Raw genomic sequence first — 24,956 nt, forward strand, 5'->3', positions numbered from 1 at the left:
TCATCCCGCCGGCGTTGGTTCCGCCTCACGGCGGAGCAGGCGCAGGGTCTCCTGAAGCGCTTCGTCGGCGTCCGCGCGGTAGATGAGACGCTCAGCAACGGCCTCGCTCATTTGCTCTCCGCGCAGGCCGGCGGGCAGGTCGCGATGGAGTGCGCTGAGTTCGTTGTGCAAAAGGCGGATCTCGCGCGCGGCCGTTTGCGGGGCCCAGTGCACCGGAAAGCGACGCGCGATCTCGTCGAGTACGTCGGCAGCCTGACCGAAATAGTGGAGTCCGGAGGCGTAGCGGCTTGTTTGATTCGTGACGTACATTCCCGCAATGATGAGGCTCCACAGGTAGGGGTCGGCTGCGGCGGCGAACGCTTTATTATCCTGTTTACGGTATATAATTACGTTACTATATATCTTGGCTCGCTCGCGCAGCGTACCAAAGACATCTACAAGTTCGGGCGCAAAGCTTCCCTGCGAGTGCACCTCCAAGCTGATATCGGCCGACTCGTAACGGCTCCGAACCCGCGGACCGGACAATTCCGCGAGTCGCTGCACCGTCTTCTCGAAGTTTGCGATCAAACGCTCACGGCGGGGGTCGTCCCGGCTGACACTGCGGGCGGAAACGACTTCCCTGGCCTCGTGCGCGGCTTCGACAATCTGTTCCAGATTGCGATGAATTTCCCAGAACGGCACCGGGAGGTGGTGTAGTGGGTGCGGCCTGGATCGCGGCCTGTTTACGGTGCCGACGCTGTCGAGTACCAGGCCCGCGCTGAGCCACATTTCATAGGCGACGGGCTTCCAGCCGGCGAGCATGAACAACATCTCGGACAGAGTTTCGTTGTTGAACATTCCCGGGTCGAGCCCGAGTTGGCCCGGGTCGACGAATTGCTTTTCGAGTTCGCGTGCCAGCGCAATGGTAAGTGCGTTCAGTCTCCGCGCCGCGCCGGTCAACTCCGCGATCGGTGGCGGGTCGCCACGATGGAATGCCGCCAGGTGTGCAGTGACCTCTTCCCGTGTCTCGGTCATCAGCAGCCGAGCCTCATGGAAGGGCAGCGCAAAGGCCCACTCCTCGAGTTCGTCGAATGTGGCTGTGGTGAGGTCCGGCATTGCGATCTCGCCTCGCGATGGCAGCGCGCGAGGGGTTTCTGCCGCGTCGGCGTCGCGGCCTTGAGGCGATACCGTGGACAGGTCGCCGGGCGGGCTCCACTGCGCGGGCGGAATCGAAGCACCAAGGGCGTCGAAGATCTGTGTGCTGGGCATATCTGAGGCATGGGCCCATGTCGGTCTGGCGGTCGCAAAGGCACTTCGCAATTCTTTGCCGACGAAGTGGATCTGCTCCGCGGTGAGTTGACCGTATTTCGCTGCCCGCCGCAGGCGGATGAGATCGTGAACGATTCGCTGGATTTCGAAGAACAGGAAATATACATCCCACACGTTCGGCGAAGCCGATGTCTTCTGCCGCAAGCGCTGCGTGGCCGGTCCGGCCCCGGTCAGGTGATACATGCGGACGAAGTCGATGACACGGTCCCCCGGCCTGGCCAACTCCCAGTCCACCGCGACCACTCTCCCGGCTCGTGCACCACTCAGGATGCGGAGCAGGTTCCGAAAGTGCGCGTCGAGATGCACGACGGCGAACGGCGCGTGAATTTCCGACGACATGACGCCCGAATGGATCCAGCGCAGTACCGGTTCGAAGGGCTTTTCCGGGATCCCCAGCGCCGTGAAGCAATCGGCGATTTCGGGGAGCGCTGCCCGGATATTGGACATTTCCTCGGCGACGAGTTCCTCGATGAATTTCCGGCGGTCCCCGATCCCCAGGAATGTCTGCCGGTGGAGGGTATCGAAAAGCTCGATCAACTCGTTGATCAGTTCGTCTGTCAGTCCCCCATGTTCAATTGAATCCGCGAGCTGTTCGGAGTCCAGGTATTCCATGAGGACGACTTCATCGATCCGGCGCCCGTCGGGCATTTCGACGTCGTGGAACACCCGGTATACTCGTGGCACTGAGGGCTCATTTGCCTCGGCGAACTTCCGATAGACGCGCCATTCGACGAGCTTCGTCTTATCCAGATCGTCCGCAGCGGCCGTGGGAAAGCGCACCATGAACTGTGGCTTTCCTTCGATGAAGCCGACGGGAACATTAGCGTTCTTACTCCCCTTCATAGCCGATGCCAGCCTATGAAGTCCTCTCTCGAGAAGTGCCTTGGCAATTTCCTCTGGCATGGCTTCGCCTATTGTTCCGCCGATCGGCTTGTATCGATCGTTGGTACTCAGGCCGGGTATCGGACGCTCGGCTTCTGGTACCGGACCGCTCGCATGCGCGTCGTCATCGGTATCGACTGCGACCGCCGCCGCCAGTCGGCGGAGTGCGCGGCGTTCCAACTGCCGTGGTGGCTCGTCGAGCCGCATCCGGTTGGCTGTCTCGGTACGTGTCGAACCATTCCAGAACCGGGCCATGAGGTAATCGCGCTCGACATCGGGAAGGGCCTCGAGACCGCGTTCGACATCGTGCCTGGTCCGTCCGGGAGCTAGCGCGCGAGCCAAGGGATCGGCGGGGTCGACCTTCACGAATTCGACCAATGCGCGCAGCATGGACTGCCGGAAGAGTTCGAACCGAACGTGTTCGACCGCGCGATTGCGGGCGTGGGCGATAACTACTTCATGGTCGTTGTTCCCGTGCTCCGCGATCGCCTCCGCGGTGATGTCCTCGGCCGCTTCGGCGGAGCCTACGACCGCCTTCACCTGTTGAAATACCATGTGGTGCAGGGATTCGGCAGGAGTGCTCGGCGTGCTGGGTGGGCGTCGTCGGCCGATTATTCTTGCCAGATCGTTGGGCGTGAAGCGTTCCGATCGGCCGGTTGTCGATGTGTCGGGTGCCGGTGCGCCGGGCACCGATCCCATCGGCCGCGCGGCAGGCGCCGCAGCGGTTGTGGTTATGAGCTCTTCGGGCACCGGGAAGTGGATCGGCTCGAGGCCCCCAGATCTGCGCTGTTCGAAGCTGAAACGCTGTTGCGTCGGCCATACCCATGCGGTTCGCTCTTCATCGTGCAAACCTTCGAAGATCGGGCCGGGGTCGGCCGGGAATTGCGCCAGTTCGATGGCCAACCGACGAAGCGTCTGCGCGAGTAGCGGGCCTTCCGCGGCCGCGGCCAGAACTTCCAGGCGTGCGAGGCTGACATTCTCCGCTGCGACACGGCGCACGGTTTCCGCGGATGCTCCGAGCGGGGACCCGTACTGCAGATGCATGACGTATTCGTCGGGCCACATCTCGAAGATCGCCGGATAACGGGCGCTGTTCGCCACCCGTACCCGGCCCGCGGAAAGTGGCCCATCATCCACCGGAAAGAGGGTCCAGAATGCCTGCAGCAGCGGCTCGACAGCGGGGTCGGTCCGCACAATGTCGGGAACTTCGTACATCCAGGTCAGATCCATCATCGCCGCGCCGGACGTTCCTTTTGGCCAGGAGAATCTATGAAGACGATGCCGTTCGAACAGTTGATGCGTCGCCAACCATTTCGCTGCGAATGCCGCGCGCCTCCTCGCAGTGTCGAACTGTTCCCGAGTGAGATCGCTCGGGCGGATGATGCCGGTAGGAGCGTCAGGTCGTATAGCGGCGCTGTGCGCCGACTCGACCGGGGCGGGGGTGCTCTCGGTCGGCTGCAGCATGTGTGCTCTCGGCCTGATGTACCGACATGAACCTGAACCAAACGGAGGCTGCCAGTCGTGTACCGCGATCATTTTGGTGGGGAAGCGGGTGTGCAGGGCAGCATCGATCATCTTCGAAATGTCGTCGGCCTGGGGAGGGGCGGCATACTTGAAGCTGAGATCGGTGCTATCCGAACCGTAAAACCTGATCCATGCATGGGCGTTCCCGTACGGGTCGAGTGCGTACTCGATCCGGCAGTCGACCGGAGGATCACCGGTTCCGGTATCGATGGTGATCAGTCTCGAACCCCGGGGCCCGTCTTCGATGTCCCGCCATCGCATCGTTTCGGAGGCATGCAGAATCAGCACACCGGATCGGTACTCCGCGCTGACGACAACCCCGTTGATGCTGAGCGGACGCTCACGGGTTTCCGGCTGGGACGCCCGCGAATCGACGACGAGCACGCCGGATACCACATCCTCCTCGGGGCTGTCGGGGTGCGGATTTCTCGCGATCCGGGCACCTGGCGGCGGCGGTTCTTCAGGACTGGTTTCCAACTGGTGATGGAGTTCGAACCAGGCGGAGTGCCGAATACCGCCGTCAGAGTAATCGGTGCCATGGTCATCCGAGAGGGCTCTGAGCGCCACAGTGGGCTGGTGTTCGGACGGCGTCTCGGCGCTGCCCGGCGCGGTGATAGTGACCACCTCGATGCGCGTTTTGCGAATGTCCTGCGCGTCCGTCGCCGTCACGACGGCCTCGATCCGGCTATTCGGTTGCTGTCTCGCTTTCACCACCAACTGGGTGAACAGTACGTTCGCCGCCGCGATCTGCTCGTCGGTGAGCCACGTGAACCGTTCACCGAGCAACCGCAATAGTTGGTCGCGTGCCGGATAGGCGGCACTTATTCGTTGGTCCTGGTTCTCGGGTATATCGCTAGCGTCACGGACGACGAACTCTTCATGAGCATGCGGCGGTGCGCTGGGAGGTGCTGACGGAACGTGCTCCACCGAGCTCGTGGTGGGTTCGACGGACGGTGGTGGTGCCGCTGCTGGTCGGCCGTCTCGGTCCGGTTCCCTTGCGCCCGAGGCGTTTTGGTTCGGCTGTTGCGGGACTTGCCGGTGTGGTTCGTCCCAGTGCACGGCGTCGCCGGGAACATCGTCATTGTGGTGGAAAGCCAGGAACTGGTTCGCGAGTTTCCGCGGCCGGTTCAGGCCGACCAGGCGGTGGCGTTCGGGAGCGAATAGGTTGTCCCCGGGGTGGTGGAAGGGCTCGGGGATGGCGGTGTTGTGATCGGGCAGTGTTCCGGAGTCGCCGGTAACGGGCTCGGGTGGGTCGGTCGGCAGAGCCCGCACTGGCGGATTGCTCATCCCACGGAGGAGGGCGAGAGTCTGATCCAATGCATCGGCGATCGAGGTGTCGACAATGAGTCGATCGAATGCATTCGTGCCGAGCGATCGTGTCCACTGATGCCTCGGGCGGGTGCGTTGCAGCGTCTCTAATTGTTCGTGCAGTTCGTGCAGTTCGTGCGCGGCGGCCGCGGCTGTCTGCGGGACTTGGTGTCCTGGCAGGCGCGCCGCGATAGCGCGCAGTGTCTCGGAAAGACGACCGACATGCTCGAGACCGGATGTGTAGTCGGTGCTCCTCAGCAGGTAATACCTCGTTATGGTGACCAGGCATGCCAGATAGGCCGCAGATGCGGCGGCGAAGTCTCGCTCCGATTCGTCGTGTGCGCGAGCGAATGCGGTGGCCAGGTCGGGCAGGCGACCGAATGCATCGGCCACCGCGGGATCGAGTCCTGTCGCCACCTTGTGCAGGTAGGTGTCGGCGACATCGGTGTAGAAAACGAGTTCTCCCTTCCAACTCGCCATGGCCGCGCGCAGCGCGGATGCCATTCGCTCGAGATTCGCTGCCTTTCGATTTGCCATCCCGGACGGAGGGGATATTTCTTCGGTATGTACAGATTCGGTCAACCGTTCCAGCTTGTGCGCAAGCTGCCCAGCCCATACCGAAAGTTCATGGAGATTAGGCAGTGGGGCATTGTCCAGCCGGAGACTTCCGACGCAGTCGAAAACCGCGCGCGTGCTGGCTTCCATTTCGCGGACGATCGGCGTCCAGCTCGCGAGATAGTTCGCGATTTCGGCCAGGGCTGCGTCGTCGAGCAGTTCTACATATTGTGCATCGCCGAGGAATGCTATTCCATCGGTGATCCTCTCCGACAGGACAAGGGCGATCGCATTGAGCGCCCGTGCCGCGCCGATTGCATCTTCGGGCAATGGCAATATGCCACGATGAAGGTCTGCGAGCGCTTGGGCGACCTTGGTGCGTTGTCGAGCCATGACCATTCGAATCTGGTCGAAGTGCACCTGGTGGGCCCACTGCCAGAGTTCCTCGAACGGAGCGTCGATTAAATCGGGCTCCTCGGATTCGGCCGATGCGGGCGGACCGAGGACGACATAGAGGGGCTCGTAGTCGAGGGCCAGCGCCTCGGGGCTGGTTATCTCCGCGGGATGTGGACTCCAGACTCCGATTGCTTCGAAATACTGCCGTATGGGCCAGTGGGTCCGGATTCCCTGGCTCTGTCTGGCCGCCCTGAAGGCCCTCGCCAAGTCGGTTGCGGCGAAACGGATCATCTCGGGAGTGAGCAGACCGAATGCCGCCGCGCGTGCGTGCCGAACAGTGTCGGTGATGGTTCTCTCGATCTGCGAGAGCAAATCGTACATTTCGTCGCGGTCGGTCTGCGGAAGGAGCCGTCGGAGTTGTTCCGCGTTCGGCCCGGACCCCTCCAGGAGCCGGAGACGGGCCCAGTCGAAGGCGCGGTCGCCCGGCCTGGCGAGTTCCAAGTCCAGGAGTGTCACCGTGCTGTCGACAGCGTAGAGAACATTCCTGAAATGTGCGTCGGTGTGTATGAGAGCCGGGTTGATTTTCGCGCCCGGCCGCACCATGCGCAGAACAGGTTCGTATGGATTTCTTGGTATCCCTATAGCATCGAAGACATCGCCGTAGAAATCACTTTCTCGGCGGAAGACGAGCATTTTCTCATCGACCAGCCTACGAACAAAGCTGTCGAGACTGAGTTCCGCGTTGGTACCTGTCTGCTCATGTAGTTTCGCGAGACTGGCGATCACAATAGCGATCGGCTTTTCCGGCAAATCATCGATCAGACCGGCATTGTCCACGAACCCCTGGATCTGTACACCGTCGACGATGGTTCCGTCCGGCAGTACGATACCGTTCATGATGTAGTACAACCGAGGAATCTTTACCTTGACCTCGCGCTTGGCGAGCCATTCGATCACCCGCGGTTCGGAGGTGAGTCTGGTGTCCATATTGTCGGCGCCCGGCTTCCGTATACGCACCAGAAACTCGCCGACCCGGATATTCAGGTTGTAGTTTCCGTCCAATGCCGCGGGAAGGTTACGCAATGCTTCCGCGATGATCGCCTCGGCCATCTCATGCGGCATGTCGATGCCGTCTTTCCCGCCGAGGAACCGAAGGTCTTGGATCGCGGGACCAGGGATCGGGGGGGCGGACGCTGGCGCCGGTGTAAGCTCGAATACCGGGCTGTCCTGCTCCGCCCGCGCAGCGGTCGCCGCCAGTTTCGTTGCGACGCTCCGGAGTGCGCGGCGCTCCACCGCCCACGGAGCCTTGTCCAGTCCAAGCTGATCGGCCGCTTGTCGACGCGTCAGCCCTTCCCAGAATCTCGCCTCGAGAAAGCGGCGTTCATCAAGTAATTCATCAAGGCACAGCTCTAGATCTTTTCTGCTCGCCGCAGCCAGGGCGCGAACCATGGGATCGGATATATCGACCTTCGCATCGATGATGAGCGCGACCAGCAGTGCCTGCCGGAATCGGGCGAATCGCACGTGATCCACAGCCAGATTCCGGGCAATGGTGAGCAGCGCGTCGGTGCCCTGCGCACCCGCCTGCGAAAATGCCTCGGCCGTAATGTCCTGAGCGACGAGCTCGGCACCTACCAGTTCTCGCACTTCTTCGAGCACCAGCTGCATGAGACGGGTGCCGGGGTCGGACGGCTGCTCGTCCTCATCGGCAGGTTCTTGCGGATGTGGATCGCTCGAGGTCGCCGGTTCGTCCGGGTTGGGTGCCGTGTCTTTGCTTGGGTCCGTCGGCTCGGTAGGTGCGACATGCTGTTCGACAAGTTGTCGGGGTTGCTCTGGGGATGCGCGGTCGTTGGGTGGAATCGGGTCCGAGTCGCTGGACTCGGGTTCGGACGGTCTGTCGGGCTGGTTCGGGTGCACGGTATCGCCGGGCACGGGCCGAGCCTGCGGTTGCGCTGCCGGTGGTTCGGCCGGGCCGTGGCCCCATTCCTGGCCGTTATGTGGGTCGTGATGGAAAGCGACTCCGCCGTCAGGGATTCCGGCGAATCCCGTCCCACCCATACGCGGTCGACGTGGTCCGCGCCGGACAGGCAGGTCGAGTGCGGCGTGTTGATCGAACTCATGGAAGGGGACTACTGGTCCGGGCGGGGTAGTGCCGCCAGCTCCCCGCGGCTTCGTTGAGGTCGGCTTCTGCTGCCGAGCTGCGGCACCGGGCGAGGGGGTGCCCTGGGCGGTTTCGGTCGCGGGATCAGCCATACGGCGGAGCAATGCGAGCGTCTCGTCCAGCGCCCCGACGAGGAGGGTGGAATGTCCGATTTTTCCGGCCGCGAGCTCGCGCATTGCGTCGCGGCGGTAGTGCACGGTGTCCTCATGGAGATCTGTGAGCTCGAGATGCAGCTGGTGTATCTCGCGACGAACGTCTCGCACGACTTGGCCGGGCGAGAGTCGAGCGTCGACTGCGCGCAACACGTCTGTGATTCGTCGCAGGAGGTCCAGTCCATTGCCGGGGTCGTATGCGCGAGTCAGGTAGTACCGCGCGGCGGTCAGCAAATCCGACAGATAGTCGGCGGCTGCCGAAGCGAACGCATGATCCGGGGCTTCCTGGATATTCGAGAATGTTGCATCCCGGTGGGGCATGGACCGCAAGGCATCGAGCAAGGTTGTGTCGAATTCATGTTCCAGCCGCTCGAGCAGCAAATCATCGATATATTCGGACCACCCCTCCAAGACGTCCGGCCTTGGAGTGAGTTTCAGGTATTTGGCAGCGGCTTCGGCGGGACCGCGCTCCTCTGTGGAAGGCCCGGCATTCGGAGGCACCGATGTCTCTTTCGCCCACGGCGTGAGCCGAACGGCCCGCTCCGCGTAGTACGCTGTGCGGCCGAGGGATCGCGCCTGCCAGTCGGCGTCCGCGAGTTCATCGGCGGAGTCGGCCAAGATTCCCATGCTGTCGAACACCGCGATGGTGGCGGCGGATATCTCGCGCAAAACCGGGGTGCGGACCTCGATGTCTCGCGCTAGGGCGAATAGCGTCGAATAGTCGGTCACCGGTCCCGCAGGTGCCGCGTCGCGCATCCGCTCACGCACCTCGTTTATCGCCACGTTCAGTGCTCTTGTCGCGCCGATAAACTCCTCGATCGGCGGCGTCTCGCCGCGGCGGAAGGCCGCCACGTGGGAGGTGACCCTGGCGTGCATATCGACCATGAAGGAACGAACGTCGTCATCGGAAGCGCTGTTCAGTTCGTCGAAGAGCCCGCCCCAGCTCAGCCCGATCAGTTCGGAGGTCGGGATCTGGACGGGCGAAGGGTGCGGGGGAGCCACATTCGCTGTAACGCTCGACGGGGGGATCGATACCGCGGCCGTGTGTAGGCGCGCCCCGGATCCTGGCGTCGAATGATGCGCACCCGAGAGGACCCCGACAGGTTCCAGTGATTCGCCGTTGCCTTGTGCTGTCGGCTCTGGCCTGCCGCCACCCGTCGCTCGCGCTGGGTGCGGATTGCCGACCCGGAGCGCATCGAAGATCCTGTGGCTATGCAGTGCGGTGTGAAAGCCCCACTCCGATCTGGCGACGCTAAAAGCCTGCACCAATTTCGTCTGTACGAATTGGATTTGGTCAGGGGTGAGAAGTCCGAATCTGGCCACGCGAGTCAGCCGGATCATATCGTTGATAACTCTGCTGATCTGCTCCAATGCATGATAGGCATACCCGCCGGATGGCCCGACCCCTTCGAGTAGGTAGAGGCGAGCCCAATCATAGGCTCGGTCTCCCTCCCGGGACAGCTCCCAGTCCAGCAGAATAATCCGGCGGTCGGCGATCCGGAACAGAACATTACCGAAGTGCGGGTCGACGTGGAGGACTTGATACCGGGTCGGGTCAAAGGTCCATGACATTTCGACAACTGGTGCGAATGGGTCCGCTGGAATTTCGGCCTTGGCGAAGTTGTCGCCGAATTCTGCCATCGCCTGCTCGTATTTCTTGGTCCTTTCGGCGACCAGTTCGCGGATGAACTCGCCGGGGTCACGTAGCCGACCCTGCGGATCATCGGTGGTCGGAGCTCCCGATTTCACCGGGATCGCGCGCATTCGGCGGAAGAATTCCTCTAGGTCTGCGACAATTTCATCGACCGGTATATCGCCCATATCGGCAACGCGCTCGGCGCCGTCGACGAACCCCTGGATTTGGACCCCGTCGACACGGCGGCCATCGGGCAGGAGGACGCCGTTGATTACCTTGAAAACTCGTGGCACATCCGGTATCCCATGTCGGGCCAGCCTTTCCAGTATCTGCCATTCGGGCTCCACCTTTGTGTCCAGGTCGTCGGAATCCGGGTTGGGTATTCGGATAATGAATTTACCGACGCGGATATTCCAGTTGTAATTTCCGGAATGGGCCGCAGCGAGGTCGGCCAATGCGGAGTTCAGCAGGTCGCTGACCATATCGTCGGGTATCTCCACCCCGGTGGTTCCACCGAGATACCGGCATTCCTCGATAGCGAGGTGGCCGGGCATGGCTTCCGCACGGGGATCGTCCGGCGAATGAGATCGGTCGGCGTCGGTGTCGGCATCGCTGGTGTTCGACCTTTCGGCGGCGAGCAGCATTGCCAACCGGCGAATGGTACGGACCTCCACGCTGTTAATTTTCGGGTCGGGATTTCCGTCCCAGAAAGTTCTTACGAGGAGATCGCGTTCGTCGGAGTCGAGAGCGTCCAGGCAACGCTCCATCTCCGATCTGCTTGCCTCGAACAGCGCACGGATCGTGAACTCTGTCTGAACCGAGCTGAAGGCTGCTATGCGAAGCATCATTTGCTGCCGGAACAGTGCGAACCGTAGTTGCTCCACCGCCAGCTCCTTTGCGGCCGCCAGCGTCGATACCGGATCTTCCGCACCGGCCCGAGCGAGGGCCTGCACGGTGATGTCGTTCGCGACCTTCTTGTCGCCGACGATAGCCAGCACCTCGTCGAACACTGTTTCGTTTATGCCGGGCAATCCGATCCGTTCCCGCGCGGTTTCGGTGCTTGCTGATTCAGAGTCATCGGGCTCGGACCGCGGGTTTGCGGCTTTGTCGATGTCTGATCGCGCCGCGGAATTGGATCCGGTCGACTGCTGCGTGGCGGTCTCGACCGCCACCGCATCGGATTCTTCCGAGTCCTGGTGCGGCACAGCGACTCCGGTGAGGATGATGCCGCCTTCGACCACAAATCGACCGTGGAATTCGGTCAGCGGTGGGCCGTCGTCCAGGGTGGAGCGATCCGCAATCAGCAGTTGCGCGGTGAATTCACCTCGTTCGATATCGAAGGTGACCAGAATTTCGTGGAGACGGAGTTTGCGATGGGTCAGCGGGTACCACGCCTTGATGACAGCTTCCTTGGCGGAGTGCAAGACTCGGTCCCAGTGCACGCCGCCGTCGGTACCGATCTGGTCGAGCCACTCGCGTTCGGCGCGCAGCGCCAAGCCATCTTGCCGACCACCAGGGATTGCCTCGTTGTATTCGGCGTCGATTCCTATCGACCGATGGTGCCGAGACACCGCGGCGACGAAGTAGCCGGTTCTGTCGGTAAGGGTGAGACCCTGTTTGTGGCTGATGCTTCCGACGACACCGGCCTGCCATAGCGGCATCGGCTCCCCACCCTCACGGAGCACCGGCGCGACCGGCACACCAAGGCGTGCCTGCGCACGGTGCGCGACCGTGCGTCCGTACACGATTTCGCGTCCGCGCATCCCGTCCGGACCCGTCTTGAGCGCATCCAGCAGTACCTGCTCTTCCGGTAGCAGCGCCGCCGTCGGATCCTCGCCGATGATCTCGGCCGTGGCTACTCCGGCGGGCAGGCCGAGACCTTCGATGATCGTCCGTCCAGCCGGTGCTCGCACTTCGCCCGGCTCGACGGTGTTCGATTGGTCGTTGCCGGCGGTCGGCTCCAGTTCGGTTGTGCCGCCCGGTGGGGGATCGGCTTCCGCTGCCGATTCGGCTCGGATGTCCGCAGGCTCGCCGTGGCGGGTCGGCTGCTCCCCGCTTACCTCGAATTTCGTTGTGTCCGTATGATTTTTGGTTCGGGGCAGACCTGGTGTGGCAAGCTGGCGCCGCCGGTCCATGATCCGTGAGTACGCCAGCTTCTGGGCGTCGGTTGCCAGTTTCCCGTGCAACGTCACCGCGTTGTATACCTCGGCGTAGAACTCGCGCAGGTTGAGTTTGCCGTCCTTGCCGCGGCTGTAGCCGCTGAGCTCTCGGTCCAGCCACTCGTCGAATTCACCCAGATCAGTGGGGCGAGTGGTTCGGACGAAAAGCTGCACCAGCTCAGCCATGATGTTGTCGAAGTCGTCGGGGTCGTCGTCGAGTCCGCTGAGGAAATGAACCGCGTGGCCGCCTTCGTGGCCCATGACCGAGTCACCGGGCCGAGCGCTGTCGCCGACCAAGAATCCGATTTCTACCTGCTCGGCCAGAACCTCGTGGAACAACGGCGCGTTTATAGCGAACCGTTCGCTCAACATGAACCCCGTGGCGCGGGTGTCGCCGTTCGTCGTCGTCCAACTCGTCCAAGCCATCGCGAGTTCGTTCGCATACGGCCCAATTCCGATGACCGGCCGATCTTCCTTCGGATCGGCAATAAGCAGATCGGGGTGATCGGTGAGCAGAACGCGGACTCGGCTGATGAACTGCTCGAAGATATCGGCGTCGACATCGGCGAAGTCGGACCCGACAACCTTGACGTCGAAGTCGCGTTCCAGATCCTGGGCCATCTTCTCGATCCGAGCCGATGTCGACTTTTCGTCGCTCGTCGACGTGCGGGGAGCACGCCCGCGCAGTTCGTATGCTCGGTCGACCAGCAGCTTGTACAAAGTCTGCTCGCCCGCGGTGACGTTCGAGCTTTCGAGCTCAACATCCCTGAACGACCGCACCAGAGCCTCGCGGACAATCAGGTTTCCCTCGTCTGTGAAGCAGAAATGGGGGAATTGCAGTCTCAACCACGCGTGGAACGCTTCCTCGTCCAGCTCCCCGCCGTCCGGTTGGAAGCGGTCCCGCAAGGCGTGCATGGCGTGCGCCTCCGCCCGCCACCGCCCCGCGAACACCACTGCCCCGGCGAACAATTGGGTCATGGCATCGCGAACTTGACTCGGCCCCAACCCGGCTACGAAATCAGCATCCAGAAGCAGCTCTCCCGTGCGTACATTCGAAAAGGCGAGCTGCGGAACAACACGGCAGGTATTTCCGTCACTCAGGCTGGTGACGCCGATTCCGATGACATCCACCGCAGAATGCTTTTCGTATAGGTCGTGGAACGTTTGGGTGAACACCTGGAACGCTTCCAGGTCGGTTCCCGAATCACAGGTCGCTCTGGTGAGGGGATATTGCTCCGCGAATGCGTGACTAATTTCATCTGTGGTTCGATACTGCCCCGCAACCCATTTGGGTGACGGTGCGGAGCCGCTTTCTCCAGTCAGCCGAAACATCCGCGCCGCGAAATCGACCATGCGCGATCGGATACGGCGGTTGGGATCCTGCCCTCGTATCTCGAGTGGGCTTGGTGGGGTGGGAGGGAGTCCTTCGTCGGGGCGGGGGTCGGTCACCGGCATGTCGGTGCCGACGGATTGCGATTGGGTCTCGTCGGCGACCTGCGCCTGCCCTGGCGTCGCGGTCGTGTCGCGGCTGGCGAATGCCGCACGGAGCTTGTCGTTGGCGTGATCGCGGGTGGGGTCGGTCTGCTCGGCTTCGGCCGCGTGCCCGGCTCGGCTGCCGTCGACATTGTCCCGGGGCGACTCGTGCGCCGGGGATTCCACGAAAGCAGTGGCCCGGGCGGCAGCAAGATTTGTCCCGGTTTGTGGGGCCGTAATCGCGACGGCCAACCTTCGGACGGTGTCGACCTCGCTCGATTCGTGCGGCGAAGTGATGAGCTCGGCCTCGAACGTGATGATGCCGTTCTCCTCGGCGGGCTCGGAGAGCGGGACCAGTGTCGAACTCCGCGGGATCAAGATCTCTCGTTCCGCTTCTTGGTCTATCCTTGCCAACCCCTCGTCGATGACCGATATCGACTCGACATCGATAAGCTGGGCGCCGGTGTCCACGTAGATGATGATTTGGACGGGCAAGTCGACATGGCGACCCGGCAGTACGGAAGCAGACATCAATCCGGTGTCCGTCAAGCCGAAGTTGACGAGCCCGTGGCGTCGGCCGAACACTCGCTCGAGGCTGTCCAGTCTCCGATACAGCTTGACCGGGCCCACTGAGGCTGCCGCATGCCGGAACGCCCAATCCATGCAGTTGATTTGGGCCGCAAGGGTTTCCGCCAGAGTTCGGAATTGGGGTGTGTCCGGCCAGCCGATGCCGCGCCCAGCGGCGAACACCTCCTCGGCGGTGACCTCGCGCTGTGAAAGCTCGATCCGCTGCTGCGGTGTCAGCCCTCGGCCCATCGCGCGCAGCACCGGGTTGACCGAGGCGGACGCGGTGAACGCCCGGAGGGCACCGACGATCTCGTCCGCGTGGCCATCCGCCGGATCGTGCCACATATGTATCCAGCCGACACCGTTGCGGATTCGAGCCACCGCCTCGTCACCGTCTACCGCCATACGGCGGAACCATTCGAGTCGCGCCGCCGCGTCGGCGGGATCGGGATTCTGCACGGTCCGCGATCCGGATGGCGTGACAGGTTTTTCGCGTGACCCTGGCCGGTTGGTCGCTGATCCGGCAACAGAGGGTCCGGGGGCCGACAAGGTGGTGGACCGCTCGTGCCCGACGATCTCGGCCGAGCTCACATCGGCGGGCAGTACCTGCCCGATCGCTTCGCCCGCGTCGGCGGTCGGAGTGGGATCCGAGTCGGCGGAATCGGATTCGGGCTGCGCGGACGAATCCGGCGATTCCAGCCCTGCGGCGGAGCCGATCCGGCCGCGGACTCTGCGGCCCTCCCGCCATGTTCGAAGCCGGGCCGCCACGCTTTTGCCCAGGTGCTGATCCGGCTCGCCGTCGACGAATGCCATACCTGCGAACGGACCGAGGCTATCCAGATCCAGGCCGTATTCGTCACCGAGGCGCCGCAGGCAATCCGCTAAAGGCTCCCATTCCCGAAGCCGTGCCGAGTCGTCGGTGTGGAAGGACACCCACACATCGGGCTCGCCCACCCGCTCGCTTCGGTTGTGCAACACAATCAGGTGATTCGCCACCTCATTGCGCCCGACCGGACCCGGACGTTGCAAGACCAGCGCAACCGTTGACCCCGGACGTTGGGCCATCCACCCCTCGACGGTCCGCTCCTGCTCAGTCTTCGATATGCCGTGCCGACTCACCGAGTCCCAGCCGCCTCGGTGCAACGCGGCGCTGAAGATTCGCTGCATCGTCCGAACCCGTGAGGCTCCCTTGCCGATCCGCTTGGCCGCACGCTCCCGGATGCTCTCGTCGCCGATGAGGTCCGCGACCAGCTCCGCCGCACCGACCACACAGTGCTCGGAATCGTTTGTGAACTGCGTCCATACTTCCGTATCGCCCGAGACGGCGGGCGCAACGGAATCGCTATGAACCGGTGCGGGTTCCGGATCCTCGGCGTTCGGTGTCGCAGGTGCCAAGAGCTCGCCCGGACGTGCTTTCTGGAGCTCGCCATCCGCCAGGACCACCTGGCCGCCGACGATGACCGCGCTGACCCCCGCAGCGGGTTGCCGCGGATCGGTAAGGGTGGCGACCTCGGCCTGGAACGCCTCGGGATCGAAGAGGACGAGGTCCGCGATTTTCCCGTGCTGAATGACACCGCGATCTCCGAGCCCGAATCGCTGTGTGGGCAGCGAGGTGATCTTGCGGACAGCTTCCTCGAATGGAATTCCCAGCCGCGCAGCCTCCTCGAAGTACTTCGGAAAGGTCCCGTACAGCCGGGGATGCGGTTTCTCCGCATCGGTCGGCAAGCCGTCCGATCCGATCATGCTGTAGGGCTTGCGCAGTACCCGCGCCATATCCTCCGGGCTCAGGCAAAGCGAGACGAAAGTCAGGTCGCCCCTTGTCTTTTCGAGCATATGGCAGACCACTTCGGTGACCTCCATGCCGAGGGCCTCCGCCGCCTGCTCCAGATTGAGACCCTCCAGCCGCTTGAGCTCGTCCAGCGCTCTGAGTTCTTCGGCGTGCCTGAGATTTTCCAGGCGCTCGAGTTCTTCCTGATTCGCGGCTCCCCGCAGTCGCTCGAGTTCCTCGGCATGTCTGCGGACTTCCGTGCGCTTCAATTCCTCGTCCGGAACGAATGTCAGGACAAGCGCCGCAGGGGTGTCTCCTTGAAGGATATTCTCCCAATCCGGGTAGTCGGGGTCCCCATCGACGAGTTTGTCGCGGATCCGCGCGCGCCGCTCGGGATCGCGCAACCTGGCCATCGTCTCGTCCATGCCGCCCTGCAGGGCTGAGGGCGGCAGCAGGTAGATCGGGATGAGACCGGTACTCGGGTAGGGGTAGACATCGACGGTTACGTCCAAGCCGTCGGCGACGGCTTCGTCGATCATGCGCAGCGCCTCGGTCATCGTTCCCCAGTTCGCGGGGCCGGTGGCCTTGAGATGGCTGAGGTGGATTGCGACTCCGGCGTCACGGGCTATCCGCAACATCTCGGCGACGGAATTGAGCAGGCCGTCGCCTTCGTTTCGCATGTGCGCCACGAGAAGACCGTCATGGCGTTGGACGACAGCCCCGAGACGGGTCAGTTCCTGCGGGGTCGCCGTGGCTCCGCCGTAGATCAGTCCCAGTGAAAGGCCGACCGCACCGGCCCGCATCGCCTCCTCGACATGCTCTTCCATCGTGCGGATTTCGTCTTCGGCGGCTTCGCGCGCGTCGTGTCCCATCGCGGCAACCCGCACCGCGTTGTGTCCCAACAGCGGACGGACGTTCTGCCCCAATGCCTTTCGACCGAGCATGTTCAGCCAGAACCGCATTGTTGGCCAGTCCCATGGCTGGTCGATCACGCCGAGCACCGCGGCGGCTTGTTCGGCGAATTGTGCCGCATCTTGCGGATCCACGGTCGGGAACATGCTGAAACCGCAGTTGCCGGTGACCACGGTCGTGACGCCTTGGCTGACCTTGAAGTCCAGCGTGCCCCACTTCGTTACGGCTACATCGTCGTGGGTGTGGGTGTCGACGAAGCCGGGCACGAGGACGAGCCCTTTCGCATCGATGACGGGTGCGCCGGCCCGTCTGGGCAGGGCGGGGCCGGTGGCCACAATGCGTCCGCCCCGCACCACCACATCGCCGACGAACGATGCGGCACCGGTTCCGTCGACGATTGTTGCCTCGGCGACGACGACATTCTGCGTCAGTAGCTCGGTCAGTCGCTTTTGCAGCTGCTGGGTGTCCGCGGAGTCGAGGTGGCGCAGCGTAGCGGCGGACTGCTCGAGTTCTGTGACCCAGGCGCGCACAGTTTCGTACCATGCCCGCCGGTTCGGCTCGTCGCGCCGACGGTAGGCGTCCGCGTACCACCGCTCCAGTTCGAGAAGGTCGTTGCGCAGCCGGACTGCGGAGTTGAACTCGTCGACGTAGGCGCGCAGCGCGTTCAGCCTTGACAACCGTCGGCCCGACCGCAGCAACACGCTGCGGCCATATCGCCCGAGCACCGTGCGCACTCGGCCGCTCACCGCGATCGCGTCGACGACGGCCCGCACCCATTCAGCGGGCGCGTCCGGCGGCAACAGTCCGATTTCCGCTCGCAGTTCGTCCGGCAGTGCCCGAATCTGCGCGGCAAACAGCTGGGCCAAGGCGTGGCGGCTCTGTTCGAGCCGCATCCCCGCCGGACGGTCGCCGGCGAGCTCCCGCAACCGCGCCATGTCCAGCTGACCGTTGCCGATCATGCGCGCGATCAACTGCCGACGCCATCCACGCCGCATCGGATTGCGGTCGCGCATACGCCACACGTCCGATGCGCCCGCCTCGTCGGCAATCATGCGGAAGTCCGCAGTCACCCGCTCTCGAAGCTCGGTCAGGGCGGGACCGAGTCGAAGTTGCGAGGAGGAATCACCCGGGAGAGTAACCGCTGTTCCGTTCGGGCTGTCCGGGTTGCCAGGGCGGCCTTTGATCGGGTGCCCGCGTTGCTCTCGGGTGGGGCCGTCGGTATCGGGGCGGGCGGCGAGTTGGAGACGACCCCGGCTGTCCTTGGTGAATTCAAGGAGGAAGGCGTCTTTGATTTCGGGGAAGGTTTCGGGGAAGGTTTGTTCCCATTGGTCGCGGTCGCGGACACGGGGCATGCGTTGGGGCTGTTGTTCGTCGGGTGCGGTTTTGCCTGGTGTGGGGATGTTGGTGTCGAAGACGAGGGTTTTGCCCTTGCCGAAGGAAGTGATGAGGAAGCTGTGGGCGGTGTGGCCGTCGTCGATGACGAAGGCGAGGGCCTCGGTGTCGTTGTTGGGGTTTTCGAGGGTGTCGATGGCGCGGCTGATGGCGCGGATGATGGCGGTTGTGGTGTCGGTGGGGGTTGTGCTGTCGGTTGTGGGGATTCGGGTGTATTTGCTGTGGAGGCTGTCGGTGAGTTCTTTCCAGGTTTCGGCCTCATCATCGGGGATGGTTGCTTCGTCGTAGCCGATGGCCCAGGCGGCGCGCACGGTTTGGACGAGGCATTTGCGGACGTGCTCGGGTACCGCGGTGGCTTCGTGAGAGTTGTTGGAGATGGGGCCCGCGTCGGCGGAAACATCGGATTGCGCTGCCTTGGTTGGTGGTTCGGCCGGTATTGCATCGGCCGTGGACTTTGTGGTTGTCGCAGTACGGTCGGCCGCGCGCTCCGTGATTGCGGCTGCGAGATGCGCAGTTCGGTCGGTGTCGCCATCTTGCGGCACTGTGGCCACGGCGAGTGCGATGCCGTCGCGTACGCGCCATTTTCCTTCGATAAGCGCCACCGGTGTACCGAAGAACGTGAGGTCAGCGACCGGTAGTTGGGCGTGGAAAGTGCCGGTCGCCAGATCGATGGTGACGTGGATATCGCGGTCGGGTATGGCTTCCGGAAGCAATGCCTCCAAGGTTTCGCTGACCGCGTCCTTGATCACCCGGAACAGTCGTTCCAAATGCACCCCGTCGCGCATGAGGGCCTGCCCACCGACGTTCTGCAGCCAATTCCATTCCTCGTCATTGAGGAAGAGGCCCGGTCGCCCACCTGCGTGTGCAGGAAACGGTTCATGCTCGCCGACGCCGATGCCGATCGCCCGAAAATCCCGAGCATGGGCGACCACCGCAGCGGCGAAGTTGGGTGGGCAGAACGGGGGGAGCATGGTGATGGCGCCCACCACCTCGTCGGGCCAGGGCATCGGAAGGGGGTACGCGGGACGGAAACTCGCACTGAAGCCGGGCGCGGCGATCGTGGAGAACCCGAGGCGGTGCAGCGCCATTCGGCCGCACTTGAAACCCGCGTCTTCGCCACCCAATCTCTCGACGCGCCGCTCGCCGAGCAGCTCATCCGCGACCACATTCGGCGGCAGCAGGGCGTGAATCATCGATTCCCGGAAGACCAGCCACGTCGACTTGTGGTCTTCGAGTTGCACGACGCCGGCATTATCCGCCTTCTGGGCGACAGTGAACTCCTGCACCGCAGGCGATCCAGAGTGGTTGTCGATCACTTCGACAATGAGTTCGCGCTCGCCGTGTCGGTGCTGGCGCCCGGAGATTCGGGCAACGACACGTACCTCGCCGGTGCTGTCGGCCCGCGCCCGTGCGGCCAATTCCGCGACGCCGGCGTGCACGATTTCGATCTGTTCGTCGCTGCGCCAGACCTTTCGACCCAACCACTCGGCCACCCCATCGGCCACGACCGCCGCCGCATGCGCGACCTCGGCTGCGGTCAGCTGCGCGCCTGGCACTCCGGGTGGGCCCACGGTCATCTCGAAGGGGAGGACTCCGATACGCCGTCCGGGGTGCACCGCCATGTCGTCCTCGCCCGGACCTGGTTCGAAAAGCTGGTCTGGCCACGACGTGTCGTCCGGACCGATCCGAATATGCCAGAATCCACCGTCCTCGGCGTCGGGCACGATCAATCTCAGCCCGACTCGACTCACCAGTGTCGTCGGGTCGAATTGCAGCAGCTGCACGGTAAACGGGACGTCCAGGTCGCGTGCTCTGGCCGCCGTCAGGTCGTCCCACAGGCGAATGGCGTACGCCAACTGCCGAGCCTGCGCATCGTCGAGTTCCTCGGTCGGCACCGAACGCAGGTTCTGCACAAGCAGTTTCAGGGACCGCTCAGCCGCCTCATTCTGTACGTTCGTCGGAAAGTAATCCCGCGCGCTCACTTCACGCGGATATACCTTGATCAACGCCGCCCGCTCGTCATCGCTCAAACGTTCGTGCCACCAACGCTGGATTTCGAGCACCACACTGCGCTGCCTGCTGTCTTCGGGTCGACTCATCCACGCAGCCGTCGCGTCCGGGGCCGCTTTTCCCAGTGCTCGCGTTGCCAGCTCGTGGTCGGACTCGGAAGCCGGTTCGACTGCGAAGGGGTCGTTCGCCGCGTCGTCTGGAGGTAGTGCGCCGGCGTCGACTGGTCGCAGGGCCCGACCTCGTGTCATGTCCGGGTCGGCGTGTGGGTTGTCTTCGCCCAGTCGTTGCTGTCGTGACTCCAGCGTGCTGTCGCCTTCCCGGCGGGTCAGTTGCAGGACATGTGTGGTCTGCACCGGGAATGGTGGATTTTGCGGGTCGAGCACCGTTTTCGGCTGTGTTGCCTGCTGGTCGTGGTCGTGGATCCAGATCTGTTTGCCGTCGTTGTGGAGCAGGAATAGGTGTCCGATCGCGGCACCGACGGGCCGGGCGTTCACCAGCATTCCCGCACCGGCGCCCAATCCGGTCAGCAGCTGCGCTGCTTCAGCGAGGCCACCGTCGAGCCGCTGGTGGTGTGCTCCGGCCAGCCAGGCCACTGCTGCTGGTGGTACCGGTTTGTTCACATCGACTGGTTGCTGTACGTCGAATCCGAGATTCCAGGCATCCTGGAATGCTCCTACCGCGCATATGGGATCCACAGCGCCATCCCAGGGCTGAGGGACGTCTGCGGCCGCGTCTTCCCTGCCGTCCGTCGGTTGCACTCCTGCTGCGAGCGCCGTTGTGCTCGTAGCCGCGTCGGCGATTTCCTGGCGCGTATTGCCGTCGGTGACGACGTCGTTCGGTTCGATTTGCCGGGTGTGGTGTGCAATTTCCGCCGTGTCCGCGGGCGCGCGATTCCATTTGGGCTTCAAATGCTTCATCAGCAGCGCAAAGAGTACTGCCTGCCCATCGCTCGGCTTCGGTGCCTTGCCATCGATCGGATTTCCGGAATTGAGTACGACCGCGCCGACCGACTCTGCAAGAGCGGCTCTCTCGTCCAAGTGCAGTTGTCGATGGGGGGCCCAATGATTTTCGCGATAGCCAGCCCGGCGGCTGTAGTTGGTGAACTGCCCTCCCAGCCAATCCGGGAAATTCTTGTCATAACCATAGAGCCCATTGGCTCTCCCGTGGAGCCATTGTGTGAGCAACGCGGGAAACACATCATCCAAAACCGCGCTACCGGCCTGGGCTACCATGGCCAATGCGAAGCGGTACCCGGCCTCGTCGAACGCCTGGTGAACACCATATCTGAATCCATTGACATAATCTGTCGGGTACTCATCGCGAAGATACGCCTGGTTGATGAATATCTCATTCACGCCGTCGACGGCGTTCTCATCCGGCATGGCCTTCATCGAAATATCCATCCGTCGAGCACCCACCGCGTGGATTTCGACCTCAGGGAAAACATCCCACATGGCTTGGAGGCCCTTGAGGAAGGCTCGGAAATTGCCCGCGTCGATACCCGAGATAGAGGCCCCCATCACTGGGATGCCGTGCTCGGCCTCAAACGCCGCTGCAATATCCGGCACATTGTCATATTCGTTGCCCCACTGCATCCGTGCGTATCGGCTGGCCTCTGGGATGGCAACATCGAGGAGATCCAGCGACTCCGGGTCTAGGCGCAACTGCGCGAACAGCAGCCGATACAGCGTCCGCGCCGCGTCCGAAGCGTTGTCCCATCCGTTGACCTCCACGTCGGCTACAGCCGCACGAGCAGCCCGTCGTACATCGAAACGTTTCGACAAGCCACGGCGTGCGAGGCGCATCAGGCTTCGGGGCTTGATGACAGACTCGCCGAGTTGGTCGCGCACCCACTCCTCGAACGCGGTTTCGTCATCAACTGCCCGCTCAGGCCGAGACCTGACGTAGTGGTCGAAGAGGTACTGGAAGCCCCGCTCCCGCACGACGGCGACACCAGTGGCGTACTGGAATCCATGACGCCGCACCACGCCGACACCAGCGTCGACGAGGACGCTACCGATCGCGCCGACAACCCAGGCAAAGAGTTGTCGGCCAGCGGGCTCATCCGGTGTACCGAGCAGCCGAGGGTCGACAGTTATCGACTCCAGGAAAATCCGGCCGTGATCATCGCGATCCGCCGCGATGTCGATGCCTTTGTCGCCGGCGACTTTGCCGACCGTGATGACGGCTCCATTCCGCACGACAATCTGTCGATGCCTGGAAAGCATGTGGTTCAAGCCGCCAGCCACATTCCGGGATGCTTCAGGATTGTTGAAGCCGACGAGCTCCACCTGCCAGGTCCGCCGCGCCCATCCAGCGACCTCGACAGCCGAACCGCTGTACAACACCGCCGCGTCCAGCCAGTCACGGGAATCGTCCAGTGCGACTGCCGTGGCTTCGGCCGAAAGGTCGGATACAGGATCCGCCACGGCCTGGTTGATGTTGTATTCGAACCACACCGTCTTGCCGCGTCGATGGAGGTCGACACCCCAATTGCCGCGTCGATAGAGGTCGAAACCCCATTGATTGGCGGTGTCGTCCACCATGACGATGCCCCGGCTCGAAGTCCGCGTCGGGTCCAGCGCCGGCAGATGATGGCTATCGTCAGTGACCTCGACCCGCACGATGCCCCGATCGGACATTGTCGCGGTCACCCAGGCGTCCGAATCGGTGTGCCGGAACACGTTGTCGACCAATGCCGTGAATGCCAACTCCGGGAACAAGGTCTGGCTTCGCCCGACGCCAGTGAGCTGGGCAATGGCATGGCGGACCTCGGCGAGCAATTGCCGCTGATCTCGGCTGATCCGCACGCCGGTGGTCAGATCCAGCGGCACGTCCGCACTGGAGGCGTCGGTGGGAGGGACAACCCAAGGCGTAGACCTGACGAGGTGATCGGTCTGCCAAAGGACGAAGCTGACATCGCGACTCGGCGGCGTCCGGCGCAACGCGAAGCTCCATGACACAGCTGAGCGGTTCAACTCCGCGACCCAGGAATCTTGCGGCCCTGGCAGATCCGGCGTCGGCAACGTACGGCCCTCGGCCGTGACGGTGCAGTGCAACGATGCGTATTTGACCCACATGGTCACTCGCGCACTACTGCTGTGACGAAACGCATCGTCCAACAAAGCGGAGATCAGCCGAACGGCCAAGGCCGTGCGGGGCGCCTTCGGCCAATGCCCTGGCAGGAGGCTCTTGATGTCCAGCTGGCCCAGCTCCCAGTCCTCCTGGGCGATAGTTATCACATTCGAGGCTTCACTGTCGCGCGGGACTGATGGCGCGGTGGGATTCTGGGTAGTTTGCGGTTCTCGTGTGTGGTCGTCTGGAGGTAGTGCGCCGGCGTCGACTGGTCGCAGGGCCCGACCTCGTGTCATGTCGGGGTCGGCGTGTGGGTTGTCTTCGCCCAGTCGTTGCTGTCGTGACTCCAGCGTGCTGTCGCCTTCCCGGCGGGTCAGTTGCAGGACATGTGTGGTCTGCGCCGGGAATGGTGGATTTTGCGGGTCGAGCACTGTTTTCGGCTGTGTTGCGTGCTGGTCGTGGATCCAGATCTGTTTGCCGTCGTTGTGGAGCAGGAATAGGTGTCCGATCGCGGCACCGACGGGCCGGGCGTTCACCAGCATTCCCGCACCGGCGCCCAATCCGGTCAGCAGCTGCGCTGCTTCAGCGAGGCCACCGTCGAGCCGCTGGTGGTGTGCTCCGGCCAGCCAGGCCACTGCTGCTGGTGGTACCGGTTTGTTCACATCGACTGGTTGCTGTACGTCGAATCCGAGATTCCAGGCATCCTGGAATGCTCCTACCGCGCATATGGGATCCACAGCGCCATCCCAGGGCTGAGGGACGTCTGCGGCCGCGTCTTCCCTGCCGTCCGTCGGCTGTACCCCTGCTGCGAGTGTCGTTGTGCTCGTAGCACTTTCGGGACCTTGGGCGGCCTCGGGTGTGGTTGGGGCTGGATTAGGCGACGCGGCAGGGGAGCGTCGATCGGACCACGGTGTACGCGAGCGCGCCTGTGGCTCAGCTTCATCGGCGGCTTCCGTGGTCTGTTCAGTGGCTTGCCGCTTGTTCAGCCATTGGTTTGGGCTCGCTACCGCGGTACCCACTCCGTGGCTGATCATCACATAGCCTTCGGCGGCTAACTGCCGATACACCTTGCCCACCGAGGTTGCCGACGACAACCCCAGCCGTTCGGCGAGTTCTCGGGCGGCAGGCAACAACCGACCCTCAGACAACCGACCCGACTCGATCACCGTGCGCAAGGCCGAAAGCAATGTGGCTTGCCAGCCCTTGCGATCTGCCTCCGCAGCGAGTTCCGCCCGTGATGACCCCTGCACAAGTAGCGTGAGCAATTCCCGCCCAGTCAAAGTCGGCCCCGCACCGGGATTCGGCGCATCCGGCCAGCTGTCGGCGGGGGTCACCGAGGTCCCGATCCCGCGCCTGCTGACCACATATCCTTCGGCGGCCAGTTGCCGATACGCCTGCCCGACGGTGCTTTCTGTAGGCAATTCCAGGTATTCGGCGAGTTCAGCGGCCGTCGGCAGCACGCCGGCCACGGGCAGTGCACCGGAGCGAATAGTCTCGCGCAACCGCGGGACCAGTGCGTCACGCCAACCCATCCGGGCACCATCGGCCGCGAGTTCCTGTCTCGACCATCGTTGGACGAGAGTCTTCGAATCCACCGGCAAGATCTCAGCTAGCACGCGCGCGGCCCGATGATGCAATTTCTTGACGGCGTTCGGGGTGCGAGTGCCACCCATTGCGG

Annotated in this window: 1 protein-coding gene (only partly in view); it reads right to left on the minus strand. The window is 63.3% G+C overall.

Going from position 1 to position 24,956, the window contains the following annotated elements; genetic code table 11:
• Nucleotides 1-24,956, minus strand: partial view of a LuxR C-terminal-related transcriptional regulator gene (locus ACIBJI_RS39090; protein WP_397088085.1) — the 3' end only. The gene runs 32,110 nt beyond the window's last position; 24,956 of the gene's 57,066 nt are visible here — the last part of the coding sequence; its start codon lies beyond the right edge, outside the window; its stop codon occupies nt 1-3.

The organism is Nocardia sp. NPDC050408 (genome assembly GCF_044458905.1).
GTDB lineage: Bacteria > Actinomycetota > Actinomycetes > Mycobacteriales > Mycobacteriaceae > Nocardia.